At 66.3% G+C, this 24,291-nt stretch carries 26 protein-coding genes; 13 read left to right on the forward strand and 13 right to left on the reverse strand.

Annotation, left to right across the window (positions count from 1 at the left end):
• Position 1 precedes the first annotated feature (1 nt).
• The 3 genes from KUV65_RS16395 to KUV65_RS16405 form a co-directional block, all read right to left on the reverse strand.
• Positions 2-787, reverse strand: a complete 786-nt coding sequence (locus KUV65_RS16395) for a 3'(2'),5'-bisphosphate nucleotidase CysQ (protein WP_222191812.1) — start codon at positions 785-787, stop codon at positions 2-4.
• Positions 774-2,123, reverse strand: a complete 1,350-nt coding sequence (locus KUV65_RS16400) for a TldD/PmbA family protein (RefSeq protein ID WP_222191813.1) — start codon at positions 2,121-2,123, stop codon at positions 774-776. The genes KUV65_RS16395 and KUV65_RS16400 overlap by 14 nt, the downstream gene beginning before the upstream one ends.
• A gap of 117 nt (positions 2,124-2,240) precedes the next feature.
• Positions 2,241-3,749, reverse strand: coding sequence for a DUF2125 domain-containing protein (locus KUV65_RS16405; RefSeq protein ID WP_222191814.1), 1,509 nt, complete (start codon positions 3,747-3,749; stop codon positions 2,241-2,243).
• Between the two features lie 167 nt (positions 3,750-3,916).
• On the opposite strand from KUV65_RS16405, the gene KUV65_RS16410 reads away from it, so the two are divergent.
• Together KUV65_RS16410 and KUV65_RS16415 are read left to right on the forward strand one after the other, a co-directional pair.
• On the forward strand, positions 3,917-4,675 hold the full coding sequence (locus KUV65_RS16410) for an SDR family oxidoreductase (protein ID WP_222191815.1): 759 nt from the start codon (positions 3,917-3,919) through the stop codon (positions 4,673-4,675).
• A complete protein-coding gene (locus tag KUV65_RS16415; RefSeq protein WP_222191816.1) occupies positions 4,672-5,295 on the forward strand; it encodes an enoyl-CoA hydratase/isomerase family protein in 624 nt (207 codons plus the stop codon). Before KUV65_RS16410 ends, KUV65_RS16415 begins: the two co-directional genes overlap by 4 nt.
• Before the next feature lie 5 nt (positions 5,296-5,300).
• On the opposite strand, the gene KUV65_RS16420 is transcribed toward KUV65_RS16415, so the two are convergent.
• On the reverse strand, positions 5,301-5,606 hold the full coding sequence (locus tag KUV65_RS16420; RefSeq protein ID WP_222191817.1) for an HNH endonuclease: 306 nt from the start codon (positions 5,604-5,606) through the stop codon (positions 5,301-5,303).
• Between KUV65_RS16420 and KUV65_RS16425 the strand changes: the two genes are divergently transcribed.
• Complete coding sequence (locus KUV65_RS16425; RefSeq protein ID WP_222191818.1) at positions 5,605-6,813, forward strand: TIGR03862 family flavoprotein; 1,209 nt, start codon at positions 5,605-5,607, stop codon at positions 6,811-6,813. The two genes, KUV65_RS16420 and KUV65_RS16425, sit on opposite strands and share 2 nt — an antisense overlap.
• Before the next feature lie 56 nt (positions 6,814-6,869).
• Here KUV65_RS16425 and KUV65_RS16430 read toward each other — a convergent pair whose 3' ends face one another.
• From KUV65_RS16430 to KUV65_RS16450, 5 genes are all read right to left on the reverse strand, one after another.
• Positions 6,870-7,469 (reverse strand): glutathione S-transferase family protein, encoded by a 600-nt coding sequence (locus KUV65_RS16430; RefSeq protein WP_222191819.1) that lies wholly within the window; start codon positions 7,467-7,469, stop codon positions 6,870-6,872.
• A 23-nt stretch (positions 7,470-7,492) separates the two neighbouring features.
• Positions 7,493-8,524 (reverse strand): DNA polymerase III subunit delta, encoded by a 1,032-nt coding sequence (gene holA / locus KUV65_RS16435; RefSeq protein WP_222191820.1) that lies wholly within the window; start codon positions 8,522-8,524, stop codon positions 7,493-7,495.
• On the reverse strand, positions 8,521-9,012 hold the full coding sequence (gene lptE, locus KUV65_RS16440) for an LPS assembly lipoprotein LptE (RefSeq protein ID WP_222191821.1): 492 nt from the start codon (positions 9,010-9,012) through the stop codon (positions 8,521-8,523). The genes holA and lptE overlap by 4 nt, the downstream gene beginning before the upstream one ends.
• Positions 8,999-11,563: a leucine--tRNA ligase gene (gene leuS / locus KUV65_RS16445; RefSeq protein WP_222191822.1), complete on the reverse strand. Its 2,565-nt coding sequence runs from the start codon at positions 11,561-11,563 to the stop codon at positions 8,999-9,001. The genes lptE and leuS overlap by 14 nt, the downstream gene beginning before the upstream one ends.
• Positions 11,564-11,658: 95 nt before the next feature.
• On the reverse strand, positions 11,659-12,141 hold the full coding sequence (locus KUV65_RS16450) for a DUF3576 domain-containing protein (RefSeq protein WP_222191823.1): 483 nt from the start codon (positions 12,139-12,141) through the stop codon (positions 11,659-11,661).
• Between the two features lie 260 nt (positions 12,142-12,401).
• Here KUV65_RS16450 and KUV65_RS16455 point away from each other — a divergent pair, with 260 nt between their 5' ends.
• The 3 genes from KUV65_RS16455 (at position 12,402) to KUV65_RS16465 (ending at position 14,640) form a co-directional block, all read left to right on the forward strand.
• Complete coding sequence (locus KUV65_RS16455; protein WP_222191824.1) at positions 12,402-13,364, forward strand: porin; 963 nt, start codon at positions 12,402-12,404, stop codon at positions 13,362-13,364.
• A gap of 108 nt (positions 13,365-13,472) precedes the next feature.
• A complete protein-coding gene (locus tag KUV65_RS16460; protein ID WP_222191825.1) occupies positions 13,473-13,943 on the forward strand; it encodes an acyloxyacyl hydrolase in 471 nt (156 codons plus the stop codon).
• 43 nt (positions 13,944-13,986) lie between these two features.
• Positions 13,987-14,640, forward strand: a complete 654-nt coding sequence (locus KUV65_RS16465) for a YggS family pyridoxal phosphate-dependent enzyme (RefSeq protein ID WP_222191826.1) — start codon at positions 13,987-13,989, stop codon at positions 14,638-14,640.
• Positions 14,641-14,664: 24 nt separating this feature from the next.
• Here the strand turns inward: KUV65_RS16465 and KUV65_RS16470 are convergent, their stop codons facing one another.
• Genes KUV65_RS16470 through ribA form a run of 3 tightly spaced genes read right to left on the reverse strand, consistent with a single transcriptional unit; the run spans position 14,665 to position 16,625 of the window.
• Complete coding sequence (locus KUV65_RS16470; protein ID WP_222191827.1) at positions 14,665-15,174, reverse strand: L,D-transpeptidase family protein; 510 nt, start codon at positions 15,172-15,174, stop codon at positions 14,665-14,667.
• A 17-nt stretch (positions 15,175-15,191) separates the two neighbouring features.
• Positions 15,192-15,479 carry a DUF1330 domain-containing protein gene (locus tag KUV65_RS16475; RefSeq protein WP_222191828.1) on the reverse strand — a complete coding sequence of 96 codons (288 nt, stop codon included), beginning with the start codon at positions 15,477-15,479 and terminating at the stop codon, positions 15,192-15,194.
• Between the two features lie 54 nt (positions 15,480-15,533).
• The gene (gene ribA, locus KUV65_RS18225) at positions 15,534-16,625 is read right to left on the reverse strand and encodes a GTP cyclohydrolase II (RefSeq protein ID WP_222191829.1); all 1,092 of its coding nucleotides are present in this window, start codon (positions 16,623-16,625) and stop codon (positions 15,534-15,536) included.
• A gap of 165 nt (positions 16,626-16,790) precedes the next feature.
• Here ribA and KUV65_RS16485 point away from each other — a divergent pair, with 165 nt between their 5' ends.
• From KUV65_RS16485 to KUV65_RS16505, 5 genes are all read left to right on the forward strand, one after another.
• Positions 16,791-17,477, forward strand: coding sequence for a response regulator transcription factor (locus KUV65_RS16485; RefSeq protein WP_222191830.1), 687 nt, complete (start codon positions 16,791-16,793; stop codon positions 17,475-17,477).
• 196 nt (positions 17,478-17,673) lie between these two features.
• A complete protein-coding gene (locus tag KUV65_RS16490) occupies positions 17,674-18,462 on the forward strand; it encodes an exodeoxyribonuclease III (protein WP_222191831.1) in 789 nt (262 codons plus the stop codon).
• Between the two features lie 67 nt (positions 18,463-18,529).
• Positions 18,530-19,438, forward strand: coding sequence for a thioredoxin (gene trxA / locus KUV65_RS16495; RefSeq protein ID WP_222191832.1), 909 nt, complete (start codon positions 18,530-18,532; stop codon positions 19,436-19,438).
• A gap of 27 nt (positions 19,439-19,465) precedes the next feature.
• Positions 19,466-20,110, forward strand: a complete 645-nt coding sequence (locus KUV65_RS16500) for an LON peptidase substrate-binding domain-containing protein (RefSeq protein ID WP_222191833.1) — start codon at positions 19,466-19,468, stop codon at positions 20,108-20,110.
• Positions 20,107-20,319, forward strand: coding sequence for a Trm112 family protein (locus KUV65_RS16505; protein ID WP_222191834.1), 213 nt, complete (start codon positions 20,107-20,109; stop codon positions 20,317-20,319). The genes KUV65_RS16500 and KUV65_RS16505 overlap by 4 nt, the downstream gene beginning before the upstream one ends.
• Before the next feature lie 15 nt (positions 20,320-20,334).
• Here the strand turns inward: KUV65_RS16505 and KUV65_RS16510 are convergent, their stop codons facing one another.
• Positions 20,335-21,561 carry an FAD-dependent monooxygenase gene (locus KUV65_RS16510; protein ID WP_222191835.1) on the reverse strand — a complete coding sequence of 409 codons (1,227 nt, stop codon included), beginning with the start codon at positions 21,559-21,561 and terminating at the stop codon, positions 20,335-20,337.
• Between the two features lie 93 nt (positions 21,562-21,654).
• Here KUV65_RS16510 and KUV65_RS16515 point away from each other — a divergent pair, with 93 nt between their 5' ends.
• Both KUV65_RS16515 and KUV65_RS16520 read left to right on the forward strand, forming a co-directional pair.
• Positions 21,655-22,998, forward strand: a complete 1,344-nt coding sequence (locus tag KUV65_RS16515) for an amidase (protein ID WP_222191836.1) — start codon at positions 21,655-21,657, stop codon at positions 22,996-22,998.
• 108 nt (positions 22,999-23,106) lie between these two features.
• On the forward strand, positions 23,107-24,288 hold the full coding sequence (locus KUV65_RS16520) for an aminotransferase class I/II-fold pyridoxal phosphate-dependent enzyme (RefSeq protein ID WP_222191837.1): 1,182 nt from the start codon (positions 23,107-23,109) through the stop codon (positions 24,286-24,288).
• Positions 24,289-24,291: the final 3 nt, after the last annotated feature.

Consider the following 24,291-nt stretch of genomic DNA (forward strand, 5'->3'; position numbering starts at 1 on the left):
CTTACCTTTGGCGGCGCTTCAACAGGGCCGCGTGCAGCTTGGGCGGCGCGGTCAGCACGCCTTTGACCTGCGGGTGGCGCTGGTTGAAGCGCAGGGGCTGGCCTTGCCCGTCGGTTGCCGTGCCGCCCGCCTCCTCGATCAGGATGGCGCCTGCGGCGATGTCCCATTCCCAGGTCGGGCGAAAGGTGGCCATGCCGTCGAAATGTCCTTCGGCCACCAGGGCCATGCGATAGGCGAGCGACGGGCGATAGACACGTTTGACGGGTGGGATACCCCCCGGCCAGTGATTTTCGCGCATCATCGGTTTCGTGGCCAGAAGCTGCGCTTCGGCCTCAACCCGGGCGCCGGAGACGTGAATGGGTTGGCCATTCAGCGTCGCGCCACACCCCAAGGCGGCAGCGTAAAGCTTGTCCTTCTCGGGCAGGAAGACCACGCCCGCGATGATCCGTCCCTGCTCGGCCACGGCCAGCGCGTGGGCATAGCTGTCTTGCCCCTCGATGAAGGCGCGCGTGCCGTCGATCGGGTCGAGGATGAACACCCGGTCGTCATCCAGACGCTCGGCATCGTCCTCGGTTTCTTCGGATAGCCAGCCGTAGTTCGGGCGCGCCGCCAACAGATCGGTCCGCAGCACGCGGTCGATGGCGATATCGGCCTCGGTGACGGGGCTCTCATCGCCCTTCTGCCAGATCTCGGGGTCGCGGCGGAAATGGGTTTGCGCGATGGCTCCCGCCGTTTTCGCCGCCTCGATCAGCAGGGCAAGGTCGTCGGCCGGGTCATGCGCCTGCAAGGGTCATCCCCTCGACAAGAAGCGAGGGCACCACGCGGCTGAGATGCGTGCGCGCGTCATTGGCGGGCCGGATCGACAACAGCATGTCGCGCAGGTTGCCCGCGACGGTGCATTCATTGACCGGGTAGGCGATCTCGCCCCCCTCGATCCAGAACCCCGACGCCCCGCGTGAATAGTCGCCGGTCGTGGCGTTGATGGAGGACCCGATGAGCGATGTAATCAGCAGGCCCGTGCCGATCTCGGCCATCATGTCCTGAAGGCCCTGGTCGCCCTGGGTCAGGGTGACGTTGCCAACCGAGGGCGAGGGCGGGCCACCGGTGCCGCGCGAGGCATTGCCGGTCGACGGCAGACCCAGCTTGCGCCCGGTGGCGAGGTCAAGGGTCCACCCCGTCAGCATGCCGTTCTCGACGATGGCGCGGCGCTTGGTCGGCAAACCCTCGGCGTCGAAGGGGCGAGACCCCGAGGTGCGCGGGCGATGCGGCTCTTCTACAAGATCAAGGCCCGCCGGCAAAACCTGCTCGCCCAAAAGGTCCCGCGCCCAACTGGCGCCGCGCACGATCGCGCTGCCATTGGTTGCGGCCAGCAGATGCCCGATCAGGCCCGAGGAAATCCGTTCGTCATAGATAACCGGATAAGCGCCGGTCTTGGGCTTGCGCGCGCCGGCTCGGGCGACGGCCCGTTCGCCGGCGATCCGCCCGATCTCTTCCGGTGTCATCAGGTCGGCGGCGTGGTTGCGCCCGTCGCCGAAATAGTCCCGCTCCATGCCCAGGCCTTCGCCGGTGATGGCGACGCAGGACAGGCCGAAATCGCTGCGGCCATAACCACCGGAAAACCCGTTGCTGGCGGCAAGGTGGATACGGCGGCGCGAATAGCCGGCATTGGCCGATTGCACCTGGCTGACGCCTTCGATGGCCAGTGCCGCGGCCTCGGCCCGCAGCGCGGCGTCTTCCAGCGCGGCAGGGTCCGGGTCGTCGGTCGGGTCCAGCATGTCGAGCCCCGCGCCATCCCGCACCTCGCTCAGCTGCTCGGGATCGGCAAGGCCGATGGTGGGGTCCTCGGGGGCCAGCCGCGCCATGGTGACGGCGCGCTCGGCCATCTCGGCCAAGGTTTCCGCCCGCGTGTCCGAGGCCGAGACGCTGGCCTGCCGCGGGCCGACCATGACCCGCAGACCGATTTCGATCCCCTCGGCGCGGTCGGCTTGCTCCAGCGCGCCGTTCATCACCCCGATGGAGAGCGACGTGCCATCGACGACCAGCGCATCGGCGGCCTCGGCCCCGGCTTTCCTGGCGGCGTCCAGCATGGCCTCGGCCAAGGTGGCAAGCGACGTGTCGGTCATCGGGTGTCCTTCGCGCGGGAAAACAACTCTGTTGGACCTAGGGCCGACGGGCCCAAGGCGCAAGCGCAAGCGACCGCGCAAGGGGGCGCGGCCGCTTTCCCGTCATAGGAGGCGTGATTACTGCAGCGGGATGCCATTCGCGGTGATCCCGCCGCCTTCGGCAAACTCGACCGTGGTTTCCAGCGTGTCGGGCGTGGCACCGGGCCGGGTGAACATGCCCGCGAACCCGCGCGCCATGGCGGCCTGCTCGTTCGGAACCAGCCCCGCGCTGACGAGCCGGTCCAGCAGGGTCATGCCGCCCGACAGGTTCAGATCGACGCTGCCCACCGGCATCGGCATCATCTGCCCTTCGGCAAAGGTCAGATCGCCCGTGCCCGTCAGTTCCGCGCCGCCAAGGCTGACCTGCAACTCGTTCACGGTCAGCGCGCGCAACTCGCCCGGGGGCACCTCGCTTTCCATCGCTTCTGGCGACAGCAGGTCCATCAACAACCTGATCTGCGCGGTGGCGTCCAGGATGACGGTCGCGGGATCGCGCGGCAACTGGCCCGCCGGGTCGAAGATCGACCACAAGCTGTCGGCCACCGTTACGCCGTCGTAGGCGATGCGCAGCGCGGCGTCCTCGGGCGTGTCTGAGGCCGCAAGCGGCGCGGTCAGGCCAAGCTCGCCCGATGCGGCAGAGACCGCGACCGGAAAGGGCATCTCGCTGCCCGCGATGCGCGTTTCCATGTCGCGCACGGCAATGTCGTAGCTGATTTCCTCGGTGGTGAGCGCCGTCGCAAGCCGTCCGCCCGCGTTGGAATAGAACAGGTCGAAGCTGTCTCCGCGATCCTCGAACGCGAATTCGAGCATGAAGCGCCCATACTCCACGGCCCCGGCGATATCGAACCCTTCGGGCAGGGCCTCCATCGTGCTGGCTTGGCTGGCCATGGTCAGCGCCGTGACCGACCCGCTGCCGGTCGTGCTCATGTCGCCCATGGTGAAGCTGATCTTCAGCGATCCATCGATATCCCGTGGCGGGGTGACATCGAGCACGCCTTCAAGACTGCCAAGCGTTCCCTCCGAGGTGAAGGTCTGCGCTTCGGCGCTGTCGCCCGAGAGGCGATATACCGTGGCCAGATCGGTGCCCGTGATCGTCATGTCGATGATTGGAACGTCATCCTCGTCTTCCGCCTGAATATCGACCAGCGCCATGATCAGCGTGTCTGCCGCGTAGTCGTAGACGCGGGCATCCCCCTCGTCCGAGGCGGTGATCGCCAGCCCCTCATGCGCCAGGTCGAACGTCAGCGTCACCAGCGGCCCGCCTTCGTATTCCGGGAAACGGGTGGTGAGGGTGTAGGCCTGCGGCATCCCGATCTGGACCGTTCCGTCCGGCGTGTTCGTCAGGGTGATCTCATCCGTGCGGCCCGAGCTTTCCACGCCTTCCTGCGTCATGGTCGACACGAAATTCGTCAGCACGAGGCCGGTCTCGGTTTCCGTCACCTCTGCGCTGATCTGTTGCCCGGAGGCAGAGGCGGTGGCCTGCCATTCCGCCCAAAGCTCGGCGGCGGTGACATCGGCAAAGGCAGGCGAAGAAAGGCAAAGGGCGAGAACGGAAAGGCTGCAGCTAACGCGGAAAATCTGTGACATGGGGCTCCATCCGGGGCTGAAATTCTGCTGGCAGTCTTCGGACCACGTCCTTTTGGGTCAAGGGCGGAAACCCTGACCTTCGTCCGAGCGCGCCTTTTGGCTGGCCCTGAGCGTCGCTGGAAGTTAGCCCTTGGTGGACGGAGCTTCACGACTTGAGGGAGAGGGCGATGACCGAGGATCTGAAAGGCAAGACCGCTGCCATCACGGGGGCGAGCCGCGGTATCGGGGCCGCTGCCGCACGCGAATTCGCGGCGCGCGGGGCAAACGTGATCCTGATGGCGCGCGACAGGGACTCGATCGCGGGGTTGTCGGGCGAGCTGGGAAAGCAGGCCTTGGCGGTGCCCTGCGACGTCTCCCGCTTCTGGGAGGTCGAATCGGCCCTTGCGGCGGGGGCGGACGAGTTCGGCAGCCTCGACATCCTGATCAACAATGCCGGCATGATCGAGCCAGTGGCCCATCTCGGCACCGTCGATCCCGACGCATGGGCGCAGGTGATCGACGTGAACCTCAAGGGGGTCTTTCACGGCATCCGCGCCGCCTTGCCGCTGATGCTGGTCGAAGGGGGCGGCACCATCATCACCATCAGTTCCGGCGCCGCCCATAACCCGCTTGAGGGGTGGAGCCATTATTGCAGTTCCAAGGCCGGGGCGGCGATGCTGACCGACTGCCTGCACCTCGAATACGCGGCCAAGGGCATCCGCGCGATGGGCCTGTCCCCGGGCACGGTGGCGACCCAGATGCAAAAGGAAATCAAGGCCTCCGGCGTCAATCCGGTCAGCCAGTTGGAGTGGACCGATCACATCCCGCCGGAATGGCCGGCAAAGGCACTGGCGTGGATGTGCAGCAGCGACTCAGATGAATTCCTCGGGACAGAGATTTCCCTGCGCGATGAAACCATCCGCGCGCGCTTGGGGCTGGTCGCATGATCGAGGTCAGCCGCGACGGCGGCCTTTGGACGGTCACCCTGAACCGGCCCGACAAGGCCAATTCGTTGACTGCCACCATGCTCGAACGGCTGGTCGAGATCGCGGAGGAGGCCGCGTCTGACGAGGCCTTGCGCGCGCTGATCCTGACCGGGGCGGGCGACAAGGTGTTTTCCGCTGGCGCCGATCTGGACGAGGCGCGGGCCGGTCTGGCCACCTCACCGCTTTGGGAGCAGGTCTCAAGCGGGATCGCGGCCTTGCCCTGTCTGACCATCGCGGCATTGAACGGAACGCTGGCCGGTGGCGCCTTTGGAATGGCGCTGGCCTGCGATTTGCGGATCGCCGTGCCGGAGGCGAAGTTTTTCTACCCCGTGGCGCGCCTGGGCTTTCTGCCGCAGCCATCCGATCCGGGCCGTTTGCGGGATCTGGTCGGCCCGGCGCGGGCCAAGCTGTTGCTTCTGGGCGGCCAGAAACTCCCTGCGGACGAGGCCTTGTCTTTCGGCCTGGTCGACCGGCTGGTGCCGCGCGAGGGGGTGTTGGACGCGGCCCGCGAGATCGCGGAGGCCTCCGTTCAGGGCAACCCGGACGTGCTGCGCCGCATCAAGGCGATGTGCGACGCGTGAGGCCCTCAGCGCCGTTTCCAGCCGCGCCGCGCGCCGGGGGTCTTGGAATGGAAATCGGGCGGGCGCTTGCCGACCCATGCGATGAATTTCGCAAGGCGAGGATGCGCGCGCAGCGCCTCGATCGTGTTGTAGTTGCGGGCCAGATCGGCCTCGGACAGGGTCGCGTGAATCTCGTTATGGCAGATCTGGTGCAGCAGAACGGTCGGCCCGCCCTTGCCACCGCGCAGGCGGGGGATCAGGTGGTGCAGGCTTTGCTTGGCGTCCGGCGGAATGGGCCGTTCGCACAGGGGGCAGATCGGGGTGTCGTCCATGGCGCATGAGGATGGCACGCCGGGGCCGGACGGCAAGGTGGAACAGCTTGATGCCCTTGTGATCGGGGCCGGACCGGCGGGGCTGATGGCGGCCGAGGAACTGGCGCGGGGCGGGCGCGACGTGGTGGTGGTCGAGGCCAAGCCAAGCGCGGCGCGCAAATTCCTGATGGCGGGGAAATCGGGGCTGAACCTGACCAAGGACGAGCCATTCGAGGCGTTCGTTTCGGCCTATGGCGACGCGGCGGAGTGGTTGCGACCGATGCTGGAGGAGACGGGGCCGGAGGCGGTGAAACGCTGGGCCGAGGGGCTGGGGCAACCGCTGTTCACCGGGTCGTCCGGGCGCGTCTTTCCCGAGGTGATGAAGGCCTCCCCGTTGGTGCGGGCATGGTTGGGGCGTATCCCGGCGACGCTGCGACTCGGCTGGCGCTGGACCGGGTGGACGGGGCAGGCCTGGCGGTTCGAGACGCCGGAGGGCCAATCTTTGTTGGCTGCGCGCGTCGTGGTTCTGGCGCTTGGCGGGGCGTCGTGGCGGCGGTTGGGATCGGACGGGGCTTGGGCCGCGTGGATGGCTGAAAAGGGGATCGAGGTCGCGCCGTTCAAGCCTGCGAACATGGGGTTCGTGGTGGATTGGTCGGACCACATGCGCCCGCATTTCGGCGCGCCGGTGAAGGCTATCCGTCTGATTGCAGGCGAAAAATCTGTTCGGGGGGAGGCGGTTGTCTCGGCCCGCGGGATCGAGGGGGGCGGGGTCTATGCCGTGTCCGCTGCGGTGCGGGACGGGGCAGAGTTCGCCCTGGACCTGACGCCTGACCTGAGCGAGGACGAGGTCGCCGCGCGCCTTGCGAAAAAGCCGAAGAAACAGACCCTGTCGCGATACCTTGGCAAGGCGCTGGGCCTTGATCCGGTCAAGCGTTCGCTGTTGCAGGAATGGGGCAGGCCCCTGCCGGAAGGTCAGGAATTGGCGCGCCTTATCAAGCGTTTGCCGGTGAGGCATCAAGGCCCGCGCCCGATGGATGAGGCGATTTCCACGGCGGGCGGCATCCCCCGCGCCGAGGTGGACGAGGCCCTGATGCTGCGCAAGCTGCCGGGGGTGTTCGTCGCCGGTGAGATGCTGGATTGGGAGGCGCCGACGGGCGGCTACCTGATCACCGGGTGCCTTGCGACGGGGCGCTGGGCAGGGCGGCACGCGGCGCGCTGGCAGGGCTGAACCCGAGAGTCACACCCCGTACACATCCTGTACACACCCCGTACATACGCGGTGGCCTATGCCTCGAGCGCGCGCTGAAACGCCGGACGGTCCCGCATCATCGCGGCATGCGCCCGGATGCGCGGGTCGGAGACCGGGAATTTCGCGCTGACCGCCCAGCCCATGCAATGGGCCAGCAGGATGTCGGGGATCGTCATCGTCTCGCCCATCAGGAACGGCCCGTCTTCGGCCATGCGGTGGGCGAACCCCTCTTGCGAGCGCTCGAATTCCCACTTGAGCGACTCTTTCACCTCGGGGGTGCGCTTCTCTTCGGGCAGGACGAAACTGTGCCGCGCAGCGGTCCAGAGGACGGCGTCGAACTCGTCGTTGATGGCGTGGGTCAGGCTGTCTTGCCGCGCGCGTTCGATCGTGCCGGCGGGGTGGGTGAACTGGCCGTGCTTGTCGGCGAGATAGGTCATGATGGCGACCGAGTCGGTGATCGGTACACCCTCGGCGATCAGGACGGGGATCTTGCCGGCAGGGCTGAAGCGCGTCACCTCGTCCGAGCGCGGGGCGGCGGGGACATGCTCGTAGGGCAGGCCCATTTCCTCGAGCAGCCAGAGCACGCGCAGCGCGCGGCTTTTGACGCTGCCGATCACCTTGTAGTCGTCGGACATGACCCCCTCTCCCTTTTGGTCGTTCAGCGCCCGCGCCGGTTGGGCAGCATGGCCAGCCGGATCAGCGCGCGTTCCATCACTGCCATCTGAGGCGCGGCGGTCGAGGAGCGCAAGGTCAGATCGGTTTCCACCAAAAGCGACAGGGCCTGTTCCAGTTGCGGGCGGCCCCACCGGTTGAGCTGCCGCATCAGCCGGTCGCGGCGTGGGCCGAAGACCGGCGGGCGCTGCGCGGCCAATCCGGCGGCGGCACCCTTGGGGTGGCAGGCGGCGGCATGCAGCGCCCTGAAATGGCGCAAGGCGGAAATGCACAGCGTGACGGGGGCCACGCCCTGGGCGCTGAGGCGTTTCAGGATCGGGCCGATCGCGCCCGAATCGGCCTCGGCGGCGGCGTGCAGGATGTCGTCGAGCTCCGCCTCGCGCGAGAGGGGGGCCACGGCGTCGAGGTCGGCGGGGCTGACCGGGGTGTCGTCGCCGCGCTTGTAAAGGCCCAGCTTGTCGATCATCTGCCGGAAATCGCCGGGGGCCAGGGCGCGGGCCAGCGCGTCGAGGTCATTGGCGGCCTCGCGGTCGACCTGCCCGACCTCGGCGGCGCGCAGCATCTCCTCGATCTCGGCGCGGCCGGGGGGATCATCGTAGATCGCGGCGCAATAGGCGGTTTTCGCCCCTTCGAACAGTTTGCGAAGGGCGGATTTCGCGGTTAGGCGCGCGGCCGTGGCGATGATCTGGGCATCGCCTTGCGCCCAATCGGCCAGCGCATCCTTGAACACGGGGGCCAGCCCGTCGGTCGCGCCCTCGACCAGCACGGCGCGGGGGCCGGGAAAGAACCCCACCGCCTTCACGGCATCCAGAAGGGCGGCGTGATCCGAGCGCAGGTCGGCGGCGGCGATGCGGGTCAGGCGCATTTCCTCCTCGGCGTTGGGACCGAGAAGGTTGGCCAGCAGATCCTGCCGTTTCTGGCCGACGCGCACCGGGTCTTCGCCGTAGATCAGGCACCCGGCGGCGGAAGTGTCGGGACGTTTGAAATAGGCCGATGCGTCGCGCGGGGCGAGCTTCATGACCAGTTGCCGGCGCCCGAGATCAGGCGGGCCACGATCTGGTCGGCCAGGGCGACCATCAAGCGGTCCTCGGCATCGCGCTCGGCCGCCGAGGTCGATACCGGCGAGGCAGAGGTCGCGTAGGCGGTGAAGGTCGACACCTCGCCCGTCTGCACCTGAATGCCGGTCGCCACCTCGGTCACGGTGTAGGAGACCGTGCCGTAGATGTTCACGCGGTTGATCTCGTCCGCGTCCGAAATGGCGAGGTTGCTGCGCGACGTTTCGATGGCATAGCTCAGCCGGTAGGGGGCGCTGCCCGTGCGGCCCAGGCGATCCTCGAGGCGCGAGACGAGTTCGAAGTCCAGCCGTGTGTCGGGTTCGGCAAGCGCGAGGCGATCGCGAATCTCCAACCCCGGGCCGCCCGGTGCATAGACCGGGGTGAACCCGCAGGCCGCCAGCGGCAGCGCGCCCAGAAGGGCAAGGAAGCTGCGACGATCAGACGACGACATTGACGATACGGCCCGGCACGACGATCACCTTTTTCGGGGCCCCGCCATCGAGGGCCTTTTGCACAGCGTCATCCGCCAGCGCGATCTTTTCAACCTCTTCCTTGGAAAGATCCTTGGCGACCGTGATTTCCGAGCGGCGCTTGCCGTTCACCTGGATCGGCAGGGTGACGGTATCCTCGACCAGCATCGCCTCGTCCGCGACGGGCCAGGGCGCGTTGGCGATCAGGCCCTCGCCGCCCAGCAGGGACCAGATTTCCTCGGCCAGGTGCGGGGTCATCGGCGACATCAGTTGCGCGAGCGTTTTCGCAGCGGTCTTGCGCGCCTCGGCCCCGGCCCTGGATTTGGCCAGCGTGTTGGTGAAGGCATAGAGTTTCGCGATCGCCGCGTTGAAGCCGAAGGATTCGACGCCGTTCGTCACATCCTGGATGGTCTTGTGCATCTCGCGCAGCAGCGCCTCATCCTCGGCCCCGGCGGGCGTGGTCGCCTCGGCGATCTCGCTGGCAAGGCGCCAGACGCGGGCGAGGTGCTTGTTCGCGGCCTCGGCGCCCGAGGCGGTCCATTCCACGTCCCGTTCCGGGGGCGAATCGGACAGCACGAACCAGCGCGCGGTGTCGGCCCCGTATTGCGAGATGATCGCGACCGGATCGACGACGTTCTTCTTGGATTTCGACATCTTGGCCGAGGGGATGATCTCGGCCTCGGTGCCGTCGGAAAGGAAGGCCTTGCCGTCGCGCAGGTCCACATCCTCGGGGAAGTGGTAGACAGGGCGGCCGTTTTCATCGCGGGTCTGGTAGATCGCGTGGGTCACCATGCCTTGCGTGAAGAGCGCGTTGAACGGCTCTTTCGATTTCTCGGGCAGGTGGCCGGTGATGTGCATCGCGCGGGCGAAGAAGCGCGAGTAGAGCAGGTGGAGAATCGCGTGCTCGATGCCGCCGATATACTGGTCGACATTCATCCAGTACTCGGCCTCGGCCATGTCTGTGGGCGTTTCGGCGCGGGGTGCGGTGAAACGGGCGAAATACCACGACGAATCGACGAAGGTGTCCATCGTGTCGGTTTCGCGCTTGGCCGGGGCGCCACAGGAGGGGCAGGCGCAGTCGCGCCATGTCGGGTGCCGGTCCAGCGGGTTGCCCGGAATGTCGAAGCTGACGTCCTTGGGCAGTTCGACGGGCAGGTTCTCTTTCTTCTCGGGGACGACGCCGCAGGTCTCGCAATGGACCACGGGAATCGGGCAGCCCCAGTAGCGCTGGCGCGACAGGCCCCAGTCGCGCAGGCGGAATTTCGTCACGCCGTGGCCCACGCCCTTCGATTCGCAGAACGCGATGGCGGCGTCGATGGCGGCCTCGCCGGTGGCTTCCTCGTCCCAGTTGAAGGGCAGGGTCCAGCGCACCTTGTCGGACTTGGGCGGAACGAAGGCCTCGCCGCCGTCTTCGGGCAGGGTGTGATCGCCCGAGAGCGGCACGAAGGTGGAGGTGACGGGCAGCCCGTATTTGCGCGCGAAATCGAGGTCGCGCTGGTCATGCGCCGGGCAGCCGAAAATCGCGCCGGTGCCGTAATCCATGAGGATGAAATTGGCGATATAGATCGGCAATTCCCAAGAGGTATCAAAGGGATGGCGGCATTTCAGGCCGGTGTCGAAGCCCAGCTTCTCGGCCTTTTCCAAGGCTTCCTCGGTCGTGCCGCCGCGCCGCGCCTCGGCGCAGAAGGCCGCGACCTTCGGGTCATGCGCCTCAAGCTCTTTGGCGATGGGGTGGTCGGGCGAGATGCCGATGAAGGACGCACCCAGCAGCGTGTCGGGACGGGTCGTATAGACCTCGACCCGGTCATGGCCGTGGGTCGGCTCGACCATGCCGAAGGCGAATTCCAGACCGCGCGAGCGCCCGATCCAGTTGGCCTGCATCAGTTTCACCTTGGCGGGCCAGTCATCGAGGCCATCCAGCGCCTCCAGCAATTCCTCGGAGAAATCGCTGATCTTGAAGAACCATTGCGTCAGTTCGCGGCGCTCGACCTCGGCGCCCGAGCGCCAGCCCTTGCCGTCGATCACCTGTTCATTGGCCAGAACGGTCATGTCGACCGGGTCCCAGTTCACGGTGGCGTTCTTGCGGTCGATCAGCCCGGCCTTGAGGAAATCGATGAACAGCGCCTGCTGCTGGCCGTAATATTCCGGGTCGCAGGTGGCAAACTCGCGGCTCCAATCGATGGACAGGCCAAGCGGCTTCATCTGGCCGCGCATCGTGTCGATGTTCTGGTAGGTCCAGTCGGCGGGGTGGCCGCCATTGTCCATCGCGGCGTTCTCGGCGGGCATGCCGAACGCGTCCCAGCCCATCGGGTGCAGCACGTTATGGCCGGTCGACAGCTTGTAGCGCGCGATCACGTCGCCCATCGTGTAGTTGCGCACATGCCCGATATGGATGCGGCCCGACGGGTAGGGGAACATTTCCAGCACGTAATACTTGGGCTTGTCCTCGCTGCGCTGGGCAAGGAACGTCCCGGCCTCGTCCCAGGCTTTCTGCCATTTGGGTTCCAGCGTCGCGGGGTCGTAGCGGGACATTGCGGTCTCCAGTCGGGTGAAACGAAAAACGCCGGGCGATCAGGCCCGGCGCGTGTTTATGCGGCGTTTGCCGCATGGTCCAGAGGTGCGCGGGGTCAGAGGCCGCCGTCGCGGATGCGAATCTGCCGCGCACGCGTCAGGATGGCGTCTTCGATCTGGCGCGCGGTGTCGCGGCTGACCGGCCCGCCGCGGGTCTGAAGCGCGACCCGCAGGCTGCGCGCCTCAAGCGCGGGGTCGGTGATGTAGACGGTCGCGCGATAGGCGGTGCCGCCGCCCGGCGGCGTGCCGTATCCATAGGCGATGATTCCCGTGAACGGGTCCGCCGCCTCGATCGGCATGAAATCGAGGATTTCCAGGGCCGCGGTCCAGAGGTAGCGATTCACCTCGACCGAGGTGTTGGGATCGTCGCCGCCGCTGAAGAGATCGAAGATCGTTTCGCGGTTTTCGTCGAGGATCAGGCCTTCTTCACGCAGCTGTTCATTCTGCCGTTCGCGGTTGGCCCCACCGCCGATGCACCCCGTCAAAAGCAGGGAAATCGCCAGAATCGTTCCGATACGCCCAATGTGCTGCCGCTGCATGTTCATCGCTTTCCGTGTTCCAACAACTCGCGCCCTTATGCGTGCGCCCCTTGCTACAGAAGCCCCCCTTTCGCGGCAAGCCCAAGCAGGAAAAGGCCCGGCAGGAGGGGTGTGGCATGTCTGCACCACGAGTCCGACAAGATCAGGAGGGGCGGTGTCGCTTTCTTGCAATCAAGGGGGGGACAGGCGAGAGAGAGGCATACTCAATGCGGATATCCGTTTTGAGGTGCACCTTGAATATGAACACGAGGGAAACAACCATGAAAAAGGTTCTCTTCGCTACGACCGCACTCGTTGCGACCGCTGGCGTGGCTTCGGCCGAAGTTGCCATCTCCGGTGGCGCAGAAATGGGTCTTCAGGGCGGCGATCTGTACGGTCCGGCTGACGACGCAGCTCAGTTCCTGACGTCTGTCGATGTCCGCTTCACCATGACCGGTGAAACCGATGGTGGCCTGCAGTTCGGCGCAACCGTCGACGCAGACGACATCGCCGACATGGGCCTGCAGGGCAACGATCCGGTCGACAACGTCAACGGCCAGTTCGCTGACTACACCGTCTTCATCTCGGGCGATTTCGGCACCTTCACCATCGGTGACACCGACGGCGCCTACGACCGCGTCCTGACCGAGAACTTCGGCAACCCGGGCTCGATCGGTGACGAAGAAACCGGTCACAACGGTTACAACGGTGGCAACAACTTCGACGGTTTCTACGACGGTCAGATCGCACGTTACGACTACTCGTTCGACGCTTTCAGCGTTGCCGTGTCGGTCGAAATCAGCGACTTCAGCGACGAATACGTCTTCCAGCTCGGTGGTGCGTATGAGTTCGACTTCTCCGGCGGTTCGGCCGAAGTCGGCCTGGCTTACGCCTACGACTCGTTCACCGAAGACACCCTGATCGGTATGACCGCTGGCGTCATGCTCGACTCGGGCTTCGAAGGCGGCATCATGCTGGAGCAGTTCAACGACGAGTTCTTCAACGGCACCTTCGACGGCACCTACGTTGGCCTGTCGGCTGGCTACTCGGTTGACGCGATCTCGGTCGGCGTGAACTACGGTGTGTATGACTCCGACTTCTTCGGTGAATCGGCTGGCTTCGGCCTGGCTGCTGCCTACGACCTGGGTGGCGGTGCTGCCATCCACTTCGGCTACGGCACCAACACCGAAGGTGCGGGTGATGGCGACTCCGGCTACTCGTTCGGTCTGGCCATGTCGTTCTGATCCATCCGGATCACTCGATACGGAAAGAGCGGGCCCTTGTGCCCGCTCTTTTTGTGCCGGCCGCCTGAATGCCGGCGTTTCAAAGCCAAAGCAATTTCGGGGACTGACATGAAGCTGACCGCCGCCCTTTCCGCCGCCATGCTGACCTGTGCCGCCTCCGTCGCGAGTGCGCAAAGCCTCGATCTGGGCGTGACGACCGATTACGACACGGGTGGGGTCGGTCTGGTTGCCGAGTATCACGGCGCGCCCGCCTTTTCGTCTGGCAACTGGTCGGGCGCATGGGGCGCCGCGGGCCGTGCCGATGCCGATGGCGACGCCTGGTTCGGCGCGGGTTTCGCGCTGAACTACGACCTTTCGGAGACCCTGTTCGTCGAGGCGAGCTTCATGCCCGGCTACTATGTCGAAGGGGACACCGTCCTTGGCGGCAACCTGCATTTCCGCTCTCTTCTCGGGCTGGGGTGGAACGTGTCCGACCGGGGCGCCATGATCCTGAGCATCGATCACCTGTCGAATGGCGGGCTCGACGATGTGAACCCGGGCTCCGAGGCCATCGCGCTGCGCTACCGCCTGCGGTTCTGACCGAAGGCTTGCGGTCGCGGTCGCTTTATGGCCAAAAGCCCCCATGGCGCTGAGCGATATCCAATCCCGACTTGATACTGCCGTGGCCGATGCGGGCCGCGCGCCCGGCTCTGTCACGCTGATCGCCGTCAGCAAGGTGCAGCCGCCCGAGCGGGTGGAGGCGGTCCTGGGGGAAGGTCACCGCATCTTCGGCGAGAATCGCGTGCAGGAGGCGCAGGGCCGCTGGCCCCAGTTCCAAGCGCGCTATGACGGGATCGAGCTGCACCTGATCGGGCCGCTTCAGACCAACAAGGCGCGGCAGGCGGTCGAGATGTTCGACGCCATCCACACGCTGGACCGCCCGAAACTGGCCAATACCTTTGCGCGCCTGGCACAGGAACGCGGCACCTGCCCCGACCTGTTCATCCAGGTGAACACGGGCGAGGAACCGCAGAAAGCGGGGTGCCTGCCCGCCGAGGCCGACGCGTTCATCGCCGAGGCGCGCAAGATGGACCTTCCCGTAAAGGGCCTGATGTGCATCCCCCCGGTCGAGGAAGAAGCGAGCCTGCATTTCGCGCTGCTGGCCAAGATCGCAGAGCGCAATGGGCTGGATGGCCTGTCGATGGGCATGTCGGCGGATTTCGAGAAAGCGGTGAAATTCGGCGCGACCCATGTTCGCGTCGGTTCGGCCATTTTCGGAGAGCGCGTCTACGCGTAGGGCGGGACTGGTCCCGCCGCCCCCTTATCCGGCCAGGCTTTCCGGAACGATCAACCGCGTCTGAAAGCCGACACGCTCCACGATCCAGCGCAGATGCACGGGGTTGAGGCCGATGCATCCCTCGGTCGGGCGGCCCGGCGCGCGCCAGCGGTGGATGAAAATCGCCGATCCCCGCCCTTTCTCGGCACGGGGCCAGTTCCAGTCGGTCAGAAGCACCAGATCATAGAGCGGATCGGCCCGGCACAGCGATTCGTGGCTGAACGGATGCGGTGCGCGCACCATCAGGTTGTAGTCGTCATCGCGGACATCGTCCGACCAGAGGTCGCGCGGCCCGACCGGCACCGCCCAGTCGCAGGGCCGCGCCATCCGGTCCGGGCGGTACAGGCACCCGACAATACGATGCGTGCCCACCGGCGTGGCCCCATCGCCTTCGCGCTTGTCAGACCGGACGCCGCCGCGCCCGATGGTGCAGGGAAAGACATGCCCCATGAAACGAAGGCCCATGGGGGTCAGGACCATGTCGGTTGGTGTCACGCTTGAAACTCCGTTCCTCAGACGCCGGAAACGATGCGCAGATCGGTATCCGCAATCGCCTCGCGGATCGCCTTGGCCGAGGTGTAGCCGGCGGACTCGTAAAACCGCCGCGCCGTTTCCACATCGTCGAATTCGACAAGAACAGAGATCCCACCGACCGAGCCTTCGCGGTTGTCCGGCGACGGATCGCGGGCCAGCACCCGCCCGCCATATTCGGCGATCACCGGCGCCGAGGCTTCGGCAAATCGTTTCATTCCGTCCATGTCATCGGTCCGGATATTCGCCACGATATAGCCCTTCGGCATGTCTCGATCCTCCCTATTGATTGGAGAAAGCCTAACACAGGCGGCAAGACACGCCTAAAGCAGATGCCCTGATTTCCTGGCCTTGGTCTGAAGGTAGTGGGCATTGTGGCGATTCGTGCCGGTGACCAGCGGCACGCGTTCGGTCACGGTGATGCCCTCGCCTTCCATCATCTCGACCTTGCGGGGATTGTTCGTCATCAGCCGCACCGCGCCGAACCCCATGCGCCGCAGGATATCGGCCCCGATCCGGAAATCGCGTTCGTCATCCTCGAAGCCGAGCCGGTGGTTCGCCTCGACCGTGTCGAACCCCTGATCCTGCAGGGAATAGGCGCGCATCTTGTTCGCCAGGCCGATGCCGCGCCCTTCCTGGTTGAGATAGAGCAGCACGCCTGCGCCTTGCCGCCCCATCTCGGCCAGCGCTGTGCGGAGTTGCGGGCCGCAATCGCATTTCAAGCTGCCCAGCACGTCGCCGGTGAAGCAGGCGGAGTGCAACCGGGCGAGAACGGGCGCATCGCGGTCGGGTTGCCCGATCTCGATCGCGTAATGCTCGACCCCGCCGTTGTCGGGGCGAAAAATGTGCAGGCGCCCGGCCTCGCTTGCCTCCATCGGCAGGCGCGCGGCGGCGACCGGCAAAAGCGGGTGGTGCCGCGCCAGGTCCTCGGCGGCCATTTCAGCGGTCAGACGGGTCAGGTCATGGGCGGCGGCGAAGCCCGCGGGGTCGGCAATCGGGGCCGTGACCACGGCGGGCAGAAGCTGCGCCGATTTCGCCAGCAATATGGCGAGGCGATAGGGGCCCGCGTCGCCTTCGCGCTCGGTCATCAGCGGGCCTTTCATCGGCGCGATCAGGTCGCGGGCCGGGTCGGCCAGGTCGCGCAGCCAGTGCGCGTCGGCCTCGGTCGGCATGATGACGCGGGCAAGATCACCGTCATAGGCGCGCGCCCTGAGGGTCGCGGCGCGGCGTTCGGTGATGGCCACGGTGATGCGGTCGGACAGCTCGCGCAGGGCGGCGAGGCGATCGGCACGCGCGGTTTCGGCGGCCAGCACCAGCAGCCCGCCTTGCCCCTCTCCCAAAACGATAGGCAGGCCCACGCGCAGGTCAGAGCGTGCGCGCGCCATCCGTTCGGCCTGGGTGGGGATCAGGGTCATGGTTTCGCCGGTTGTTGCCCGTCTCACTTAGCGCGGCGTGACAGGATTTGAAACATTCCCCCGTTTCCCGACACGCCTGCGTGAGATTTGATTGCGATTTCTTGTCTTTGGCGCGAGCGCTACGCATTTCGGCTGGCAAGACAAGCAAATACGGGAGGTGCCAAGATGGCCACGTTGCGAAAGATCCTGCTGGTCGACGACGATGACGACCTGCGCGAGGCCTTGTCCGAACAGCTGGTGATGACCGAGGATTTCGACGTGTTCGAGGCCGACTCGGGCAGTTCGGCGATGGAAAAGGCCAAGGAGGGTATCTACGACCTCGTGATCCTCGACGTGGGTCTGCCGGATACCGATGGCCGTGAATTGTGCCGCCTGATGCGCAAGCAGGGCGTGAAATGCCCGATCCTGATGCTGACGGGCCATGACAGCGACGCCGATACGATCCTCGGGCTGGATGCCGGCGCGAACGACTATGTCACCAAGCCGTTCCGCTTCCCGGTTCTCCTGGCCCGCATCCGCGCGCAACTGCGTCAGCACGAGCAGTCGGAAGATGCCGTCTTCCAGCTGGGGCCATACACGTTCAAGCCTGCGATGAAGATGCTGGAGACCGAGGACAACAGGAAGGTTCGCCTGACCGAGAAAGAGACGAACATCCTGAAATTCCTGTACCGCGCGCAGTCCGGCGTGGTGCCCCGTGACGTGCTGCTGCACGAGGTCTGGGGCTACAACGCCGGTGTGACCACGCACACGCTGGAGACCCACATTTACCGTCTGCGCCAGAAGATCGAGCCCGATCCGTCGAACGCGCGCCTGCTGGTGACGGAATCGGGGGGCTATCGCCTCGTGGCATGAATGCCCGCGAAACGGGTTTGATCTGGGTCAACGTGCAACCTTGGGTTGTGGCTTAGATTCATTCCATTACCTCCCTGTTGGACTTGGCCCGGACATCGCGTTCGGGCCTTTCTTTTTTTCCATGCCGCCCGTGTTGAGGATGGCACGGCGCGCGGATAGGGTCGCGCCCTGATCCAGACGCCATCGGAGCCTGCCCATGCCCTTCACCCTTGCCACGTGGAACATCAACTCGGTCCGGCTGCGGGCCGATCTCGTGTGCAAGCTCCTGCGCGAGGAAGGGCCGGACGTGCTGTGCCTGCAGGAATGCAAAAGCCCGGTGGACAAGATCCCCGCCGAGGTGTTCGCCGCGCAGGGCTACACCCACATGGTTGCGCGCGGGCAGAAGGGATATAACGGCGTGGCGATCCTGTCGCGCTTGCCGCTTGAGGATGTGGGCCATCGCGATTTCGTCGGCAAGGGCGACGCGCGGCACGTGGCGGCGCGGCTGGAAAACGGCGTGACCATCCATAATTTCTACGTGCCCGCGGGCGGTGACGTCGCCGACCGCGAGGTGAACGAGAAATTTGGCCACAAGCTGGATTTCCTGACCGAGATGCGGGACTGGTTCGGCGAAGACCGGCCCGAGAAGGCGATCTTGGTGGGGGATCTGAACATCGCCCCGCGCGAGGATGACGTGTGGTCGCACAAGCAGTTGCTGAAGGTGGTCAGCCACACCCCCATCGAGGTCGAGCACATGGCCGAGGTGCAGGAGGCCGCCAACTGGGTCGACGTCACACGCCAAGACATTCCCGAGGGGCTGCTCTATAGCTGGTGGTCCTACCGGGCGCGCGATTGGGATGCGGCGGACAAGGGGCGTCGGCTGGATCACGTCTGGGCTACGCCCGATATTTCGAATGCGGCGCATTCCAGCCGCGTGTTGCGCGAGGCGCGCGGATGGGAGAAACCCAGCGACCACGCCCCGGTTTTCGCGACATTCGACCTGTAACCAACCCTTGGCGCGGGCGCTGCCCGGACGCATATAAGGGCAAACGCATATTTGACGGAGACAAGCGATGATCGAGCTTGGGCAATCCAACCCGCAACCCGCCGCCGGTGACCTGGTCAAGGACGGCACCGACCAGACCTTCATGGCCGACGTGGTCGAAGCCTCGAAAGAGGTGCCGGTGATCGTCGATTTCTGGGCGCCGTGGTGCGGCCCCTGCAAGACGCTGGGACCGCAGCTTGAGGCCGCGGTGCAGGCCGCGGGCGGCAAGGTGCGCATGGTCAAGGTCAATGTCGACGAGAACCAGGCGGTCGCCGGCCAGTTGCGGGTGCAGTCGATCCCGACGGTCTATGCCTTCTGGCAGGGCCAGCCGGTCGACGGGTTCCAGGGCGCCGTGCCGCAAAGCCAGATCACCGAATTCGTGACCAAGCTGGCCGCGATGGCCGGGGACGGGGGCCTGTCCGAAGCGCTGGAGGCCGCCGAAGAAATGCTGGGCCAAGGTGCCGTGGCGGATGCCGCGCAGACCTTTGCCGCGATCCTGGGCGAAGACCCGGCCAATGCCGCTGCGATGGGCGGACTGGCTCGCGCGCATATCGCCATGGGTCAACTGGACCAGGCCGAGGCGCTGCTGAACAACGCCCCCGCCGAGATCGCCAAAGCCCCCGAGATCGAGGCCGCGCGCGCCCAACTCGATCTGGCGCATCAGGCCGAGAACGCAGGCCCGCTGACGGAACTGGCTGCCGCGGTCGAGGCCAACCCGGACGATCACCAGGCGCGGTTCGACTACGCCAAGGCGCTCCATGCGGCAGGCGAGGTCGAACAGGCGGTCGAGCAGTTGCTGGAGCTGTTCCGGCGTGATCGCGAGTGGAATGACGGGGCCGCGAAGACGCAGCTCTTCACCATTTTCGACGCGCTCAAGCCGCAGGATCCGATCGCGCTGCATGGCCGTCGCAAATTGAGCTCGATGATATTTGCCTGAGGCCCGCAAAAGGCTAGGTGGCGCGGTATGATCAAACCCGCCGATCTGCCCCAGACCATTCCGGTCTTTCCCCTGCCCGGTGCGCTGCTTCTGCCGCGCACCCGGTTGCCCTTGCATATCTTCGAGCCGCGATACCTCGCGATGCTGGATGATACGCTGAAAACCTCGCACCGGCTGATCGGCATGGTACAGCCGCGCGAGGTGCCGGGCAGCACGGAAAAGCGCCTGCATTCGATTGGCTGCGCCGGGCGTGTGACGCAATTCTCGGAAACCGAGGATGGGCGCTACATGATCACGCTGGCGGGAATGTCGCGGTTCCGTGTCAACGAAGAGGTCGCGGGATTCACGCCCTATCGCCGCTGTGACGTATCCTGGGACGGGTTCGACGCCGATCTCGGCCCGACCGAGCATGATCCGAACTTCCAGCGCGAGGCCTTCCTCGACCTGCTGGGCCGGTATTTCGACGCGATGAACCTGTCGACCGATTGGGACAGCCTGAAAGAGGCCGAGGACGAGTTGCTGATCAATTCGCTGTCGATGCTGTGCCCCTTCGACCCCGAGGAAAAGCAGGCGCTGTTGGAGGCGCCATCGCTGTCCACGCGTCGCGAAACGCTGGTGACCTTGATCGAGTTCGCCCTGCGCGGCGGCTCGGACGAGGAGACGATGCAATGAGGGACACGGAGCCGAACGATCAGGGCCAAAAGGCCGACACGCCGCTGGATCGCCGGATGCTGGAGGCGCTGGTCTGCCCGTTGACCCATGCCACGCTCAGCTACGATGCCGAACGCAACGAGTTGGTGTCGAAGGCGGCGCATCTGGCCTACCCGATCCGCGGCGGCATCCCGATCATGCTGGAAGAAGAAGCGCGCAAGCTGGACTGACCTGCGCCCGCCATGTCAGAGCGGGCGGCCCTGCAACAGGCGCGGCACGTCGCCGGTCAGGCCGGCGGCCTCGCGGATAAAGCGGCGGCGCAGGCCCGGCATGGATTGCACGGCCCCCATCCCGATATCGCGCGCAACCCGCAGGATCGGATTGTCGTTCGAGAACAGCTTGTTGAACGCATCGGTCGCCACGGCCATCGCCGCCGTGTCGAAGCGCCGCCAGGATTGGTAGCGTTCCAGCACGTCCAGGCGCGCGAAATCCTCGCCCCGGCGCTTGGCGTCGGCCAGCACCTCGGCCAGTGCGCCCACGTCGCGCAGCCCGAGGTTCAGGCCCTGCCCGGCGATGGGGTGTACCCCGTGCGCGGCATCCCCAATCAGGGCGAGGCGCTCGGCCACGAAGGCGTTGGCGATGGTCAGGTTCAGCGGGTAGGTGAAGCGCTTGCCGGCAAGGTGGATATCTCCAAGGAAATCGCCGAAGCGGGGGCGCAGCACGTCGAGATAGGCCGCGTCATCCAGCGCCTGGATCTCGGCCGCGCGGGCGTGGGTTTCCGACCAGACGATGGAACAGCGATTGCCGGGCAGGGGCAGGATGGCCAGCGGCCCGGCCGGCATGAAGAACTGATGCGCGATGCCGTTGTGGGGCAGCTCGTGCCCGATGGCGCAGACCAGCGCGGTTTGCCCGTAATCCCAGCCGGTGCGCTTGATGCCCGCGCGTTCGGCGGTGCCGCTGCGCCGCCCGTCCGCGCCGACGATGATCTGGCCGGACAGGGCGCGGCCATCGGCCAGCGTCAGGCGCGCGCCGGTCGTGTCGACCTCTTGCGCGGTGACCATGCTGTCCGGCATGTGGGTGATCTGCGGGTTGGCGTCCATCGCCCCGAGAAGCGCGCGGCGCAGGTAGCGATCCTCTATCATGTGGCCCATCGGGCCTTCCTCGATCTCGGCATGGTCGAAATGCAGGAAGAAGGGCGCAGGCCCTTCGCCGGGGCGTCCGTCGCTGGCCTTGATCTCGAGGATGGGTTGGGCGTGATCCTCCAACCCGTCCCACAGCCCCAATGCGGAGAGCATCCGGACCGAGGCCAGGGCAAGCGCGTAGGACCGCCCGTCGAACGTGTCGCTTTCGCGGGTATCCTCGGGCAGGGCATCGATCACCGCCGAGGAGATCCCGGCAGTGGCGAGGGAAAGGGCAAGCGCCGGGCCGTTCAGCCCGCCGCCGACGATCAGGACATCGGCATCATGGGTCATGCGCCTGACTATGGCGCGGCGCCGGGGATTGTCCATGCCGCGCGCGGTCGCTAGCGTCGCCCGCGACAACGTGGCGGGGCCGGAGGGTGAGACATGGACGAGTGGCGATGGATGAGCGCCTGTGACCTGGGGCGCGGGATCGGGGCGGGTCAGATCGACCCGGTGGAGTTGACCGAGGTCTATCTCGCGGCCTGCGACGGGCATGAGTTTACCGACCGGATCTATACCGTCCTGACGCCGGAGCGCGCCCGGGCCGAGGCCGCGGCGGCGGGTGAACGTGCGAAGAATGGCGTGCGGCGCGGGATGCTGGATGGCGTGCCGATCAGCTGGAAGGACCTGTTCGACAGCGCAGGCGTGGTGACCGAGGCGGGCTCGGCCCTGTTGGAGGGGCGCGTGCCCGAGGCCGATGCCGAGGTTCTGGCGCGGGCGACGCGCGAGGGTCTGGTCTGCCTGGGCAAGACTCATATGTCCGAACTGGCGTTCTCAGGGCTGGGCCTGAACCCGGCCTATCGCGGCAGCGTCGAGGCGGGCACGCCGCCCAACGTGAACGATCCGGCACTGATCCCGGGGGGGTCGTCCTCGGGCGCGGCGACCTCGGTCGGCTATGGATTGGCGGCGGCGGGGATCGGGTCTGACACGGGCGGATCGGTGCGGGTGCCTGCGGCGTGGAATGACCTCGTGGGGCTCAAGACCACCTCGGGGCGGCTGTCGCTGAAGGGCGTGGTGCCGCTGGCTGCTCGGTTCGACACGGTCGGCCCGCTCTGCCGCACGGTCGAAGATTGCGCGCAACTGCTGGCGGTGATGGAGGGCGGAAAGGCCCCCGATCTGCGGGGCGCAACGCTGGAGGGGCGGCGGTTCCTTGTGCTGGAGCCCTACACCTCCGATGTGCGCGAGGCACCGGGCCAAGGGTTTGCCTCGGCTCTTGAGCGGTTGGCCAAGGCCGGCGCGCGGATCGAGACGGGCACGGTCGACGGCATCGAAGAGGCGATGGACCTTGCCGGGGTTCTGTTCGCGCCCGAGGCCTACGGGACGTGGAAGGATGTGATCGAAGCCGCGCCCGACAAGATGTTCGCCCGCATCCTCGAACGGTTCCGGGGTGGGGCCGAGGTGTCGGCCCCCGATTTCGTCGCCGCATGGCAACGGCTGGAGGCGATCCGCGAAAGCTGGCTGGCGCAAACGGCATTCTATGACGCCGTGTTGTTGCCGACGGTACCGAACCTGCCGCCCGACACGCGGCGGCTGATGACGGACACCGAATATTACGTCACCGAGAACTTGCTGACCTTGCGCAACACCCGCGTCGGCAACCTGATGGGCCTGTGTGGCCTGACTTTGCCGACGGGTGTGCCCTCGACCGGGGTGATGATGCTGTGCCCGCCGATGGCCGAGGAACGCCTGCTGCGCCTTGGTGCGGCCGCCGAAGCCGCACTGGCCTGAGGGCCACATCCCGCCGCAAACGCAGTCCTTTTTCTGGACAGATGCGGCGGGGCCAAGGTAGATTGCCTTGAAACCGGGGCGCAATGATCCCGGATCTTTGAGGCAGACATGGTGTTTCCCGAGCGGTTTTCGAACCTGCCAGATTACGCGTTTCCGCGTTTGCGGAAGCTTCTCGACGTCCATCAGCCGGGCGACGAGCCGATCCTGATGACCATTGGCGAGCCGCGCCACGGCTTTCCCGAATGGGTCGGTGACGTCATCGCCGACAGCCTTGAGGGGTTCGGACGCTACCCGCCGAATGACGGCACGCCCGCGTTGCAGTCGGCCATCGCGTGCTGGATCGCGCGGCGCTATGGCGTCAGCGTTGCCGCGGATCGCCAGATCCTGCCGCTGAATGGCACGCGCGAGGGGCTATTCAATGCCTGCCTTGCGCTGTGCCCGGAAACCAAGGGTGGCAAACAGCCCGTCGTGGCGATGCCGAACCCGTTCTACCAGGTCTACGCCGTGGCGGCCCTCGCGGTGGGGGCCGAGCCGGTCTATGTGCCGGCGACGGATGAAACCGGGAACCTGCCCGATTTCGCAGGGCTGCCCACGGATGTGCTGGACCGCATGGCGGTGGCCTATATCTGCTCGCCCGCGAACCCGCAGGGGGCCGTGGCGGACCGGGCCTATTGGACGGACCTTCTGGTGCTGGCCGAAAAGCACGATTTCCGCATTTTCGCCGACGAGTGCTATTCCGAGATCTACCGCGATACGCCGCCTGTCGGTGCATTGCAGGTCGCAGGCGACACCGGCGCCGACCCCGAGCGCGTGGTAATTTTCCACTCGCTGTCCAAGCGGTCGAACATGCCCGGTCTACGCTCCGGCTTTGCCGCCGGGGGCGAGGAAAGCATCGCGCGGCTGAAGCAGCTTCGGAATTATGCGGGCGCGCCGCTGCCCCTGCCGCTGCAGGCGGTGGCCGAGCGTGCGTGGAGCGACGAGGCCCATGTCGAGGTGAACCGCGCCCTCTACCAGGAGAAATACGCCATCGCCGACGAGGTGCTGGAGGGCGTCCCCGGTTACCGTGGCCCCGCGGCGGGGTTCTTCCTGTGGCTGCCGGTGGACGATGCCGAGGCGGCGACGCTGCGCTTGTGGCGCGAGACCGGGGTGCGCGTGCTGCCCGGCCATTACCTTGCGCGCGAAGTCGAGGGGATCACCCCCGGCGCGGACCGGATCCGCGTCGCGATGGTGGCGGAAAAAGAAGAAATGCGTCGCGGCCTGATCCGGCTGCGCAAGACGCTGTACGATTGAGGA

Source organism: Maritalea mobilis, assembly GCF_019800885.1.
In the GTDB taxonomy this organism is placed as follows: domain Bacteria; phylum Pseudomonadota; class Alphaproteobacteria; order Rhodobacterales; family Rhodobacteraceae; genus Roseibacterium; species Roseibacterium beibuensis.

Excerpts from the sequence above, each read along its gene's own strand:
- KUV65_RS16400 (WP_222191813.1), bottom strand. The coding sequence starts at position 2,123 with ATGACCGACACGTCGCTTGCCACCTTGGCCGAGGCCATGCTGGACGCC.
- KUV65_RS16405 (WP_222191814.1), bottom strand. The coding sequence starts at position 3,749 with ATGTCACAGATTTTCCGCGTTAGCTGCAGCCTTTCCGTTCTCGCCCTT.
- KUV65_RS16410 (WP_222191815.1), top strand. The coding sequence starts at position 3,917 with ATGACCGAGGATCTGAAAGGCAAGACCGCTGCCATCACGGGGGCGAGC.
- KUV65_RS16415 (WP_222191816.1), top strand. The coding sequence starts at position 4,672 with ATGATCGAGGTCAGCCGCGACGGCGGCCTTTGGACGGTCACCCTGAAC.
- KUV65_RS16425 (WP_222191818.1), top strand. The coding sequence starts at position 5,605 with ATGGCGCATGAGGATGGCACGCCGGGGCCGGACGGCAAGGTGGAACAG.
- KUV65_RS16420 (WP_222191817.1), bottom strand. The coding sequence starts at position 5,606 with ATGGACGACACCCCGATCTGCCCCCTGTGCGAACGGCCCATTCCGCCG.
- KUV65_RS16430 (WP_222191819.1), bottom strand. The coding sequence starts at position 7,469 with ATGTCCGACGACTACAAGGTGATCGGCAGCGTCAAAAGCCGCGCGCTG.
- holA (WP_222191820.1), bottom strand. The coding sequence starts at position 8,524 with ATGAAGCTCGCCCCGCGCGACGCATCGGCCTATTTCAAACGTCCCGAC.
- lptE (WP_222191821.1), bottom strand. The coding sequence starts at position 9,012 with ATGTCGTCGTCTGATCGTCGCAGCTTCCTTGCCCTTCTGGGCGCGCTG.
- leuS (WP_222191822.1), bottom strand. The coding sequence starts at position 11,563 with ATGTCCCGCTACGACCCCGCGACGCTGGAACCCAAATGGCAGAAAGCC.
- KUV65_RS16450 (WP_222191823.1), bottom strand. The coding sequence starts at position 12,141 with ATGCAGCGGCAGCACATTGGGCGTATCGGAACGATTCTGGCGATTTCC.
- KUV65_RS16455 (WP_222191824.1), top strand. The coding sequence starts at position 12,402 with ATGAAAAAGGTTCTCTTCGCTACGACCGCACTCGTTGCGACCGCTGGC.
- KUV65_RS16460 (WP_222191825.1), top strand. The coding sequence starts at position 13,473 with ATGAAGCTGACCGCCGCCCTTTCCGCCGCCATGCTGACCTGTGCCGCC.
- KUV65_RS16465 (WP_222191826.1), top strand. The coding sequence starts at position 13,987 with ATGGCGCTGAGCGATATCCAATCCCGACTTGATACTGCCGTGGCCGAT.
- KUV65_RS16475 (WP_222191828.1), bottom strand. The coding sequence starts at position 15,479 with ATGCCGAAGGGCTATATCGTGGCGAATATCCGGACCGATGACATGGAC.
- ribA (WP_222191829.1), bottom strand. The coding sequence starts at position 16,625 with ATGACCCTGATCCCCACCCAGGCCGAACGGATGGCGCGCGCACGCTCT.
- KUV65_RS16485 (WP_222191830.1), top strand. The coding sequence starts at position 16,791 with ATGGCCACGTTGCGAAAGATCCTGCTGGTCGACGACGATGACGACCTG.
- KUV65_RS16490 (WP_222191831.1), top strand. The coding sequence starts at position 17,674 with ATGCCCTTCACCCTTGCCACGTGGAACATCAACTCGGTCCGGCTGCGG.
- trxA (WP_222191832.1), top strand. The coding sequence starts at position 18,530 with ATGATCGAGCTTGGGCAATCCAACCCGCAACCCGCCGCCGGTGACCTG.
- KUV65_RS16500 (WP_222191833.1), top strand. The coding sequence starts at position 19,466 with ATGATCAAACCCGCCGATCTGCCCCAGACCATTCCGGTCTTTCCCCTG.
- KUV65_RS16505 (WP_222191834.1), top strand. The coding sequence starts at position 20,107 with ATGAGGGACACGGAGCCGAACGATCAGGGCCAAAAGGCCGACACGCCG.
- KUV65_RS16510 (WP_222191835.1), bottom strand. The coding sequence starts at position 21,561 with ATGACCCATGATGCCGATGTCCTGATCGTCGGCGGCGGGCTGAACGGC.
- KUV65_RS16515 (WP_222191836.1), top strand. The coding sequence starts at position 21,655 with ATGGACGAGTGGCGATGGATGAGCGCCTGTGACCTGGGGCGCGGGATC.
- KUV65_RS16520 (WP_222191837.1), top strand. The coding sequence starts at position 23,107 with ATGGTGTTTCCCGAGCGGTTTTCGAACCTGCCAGATTACGCGTTTCCG.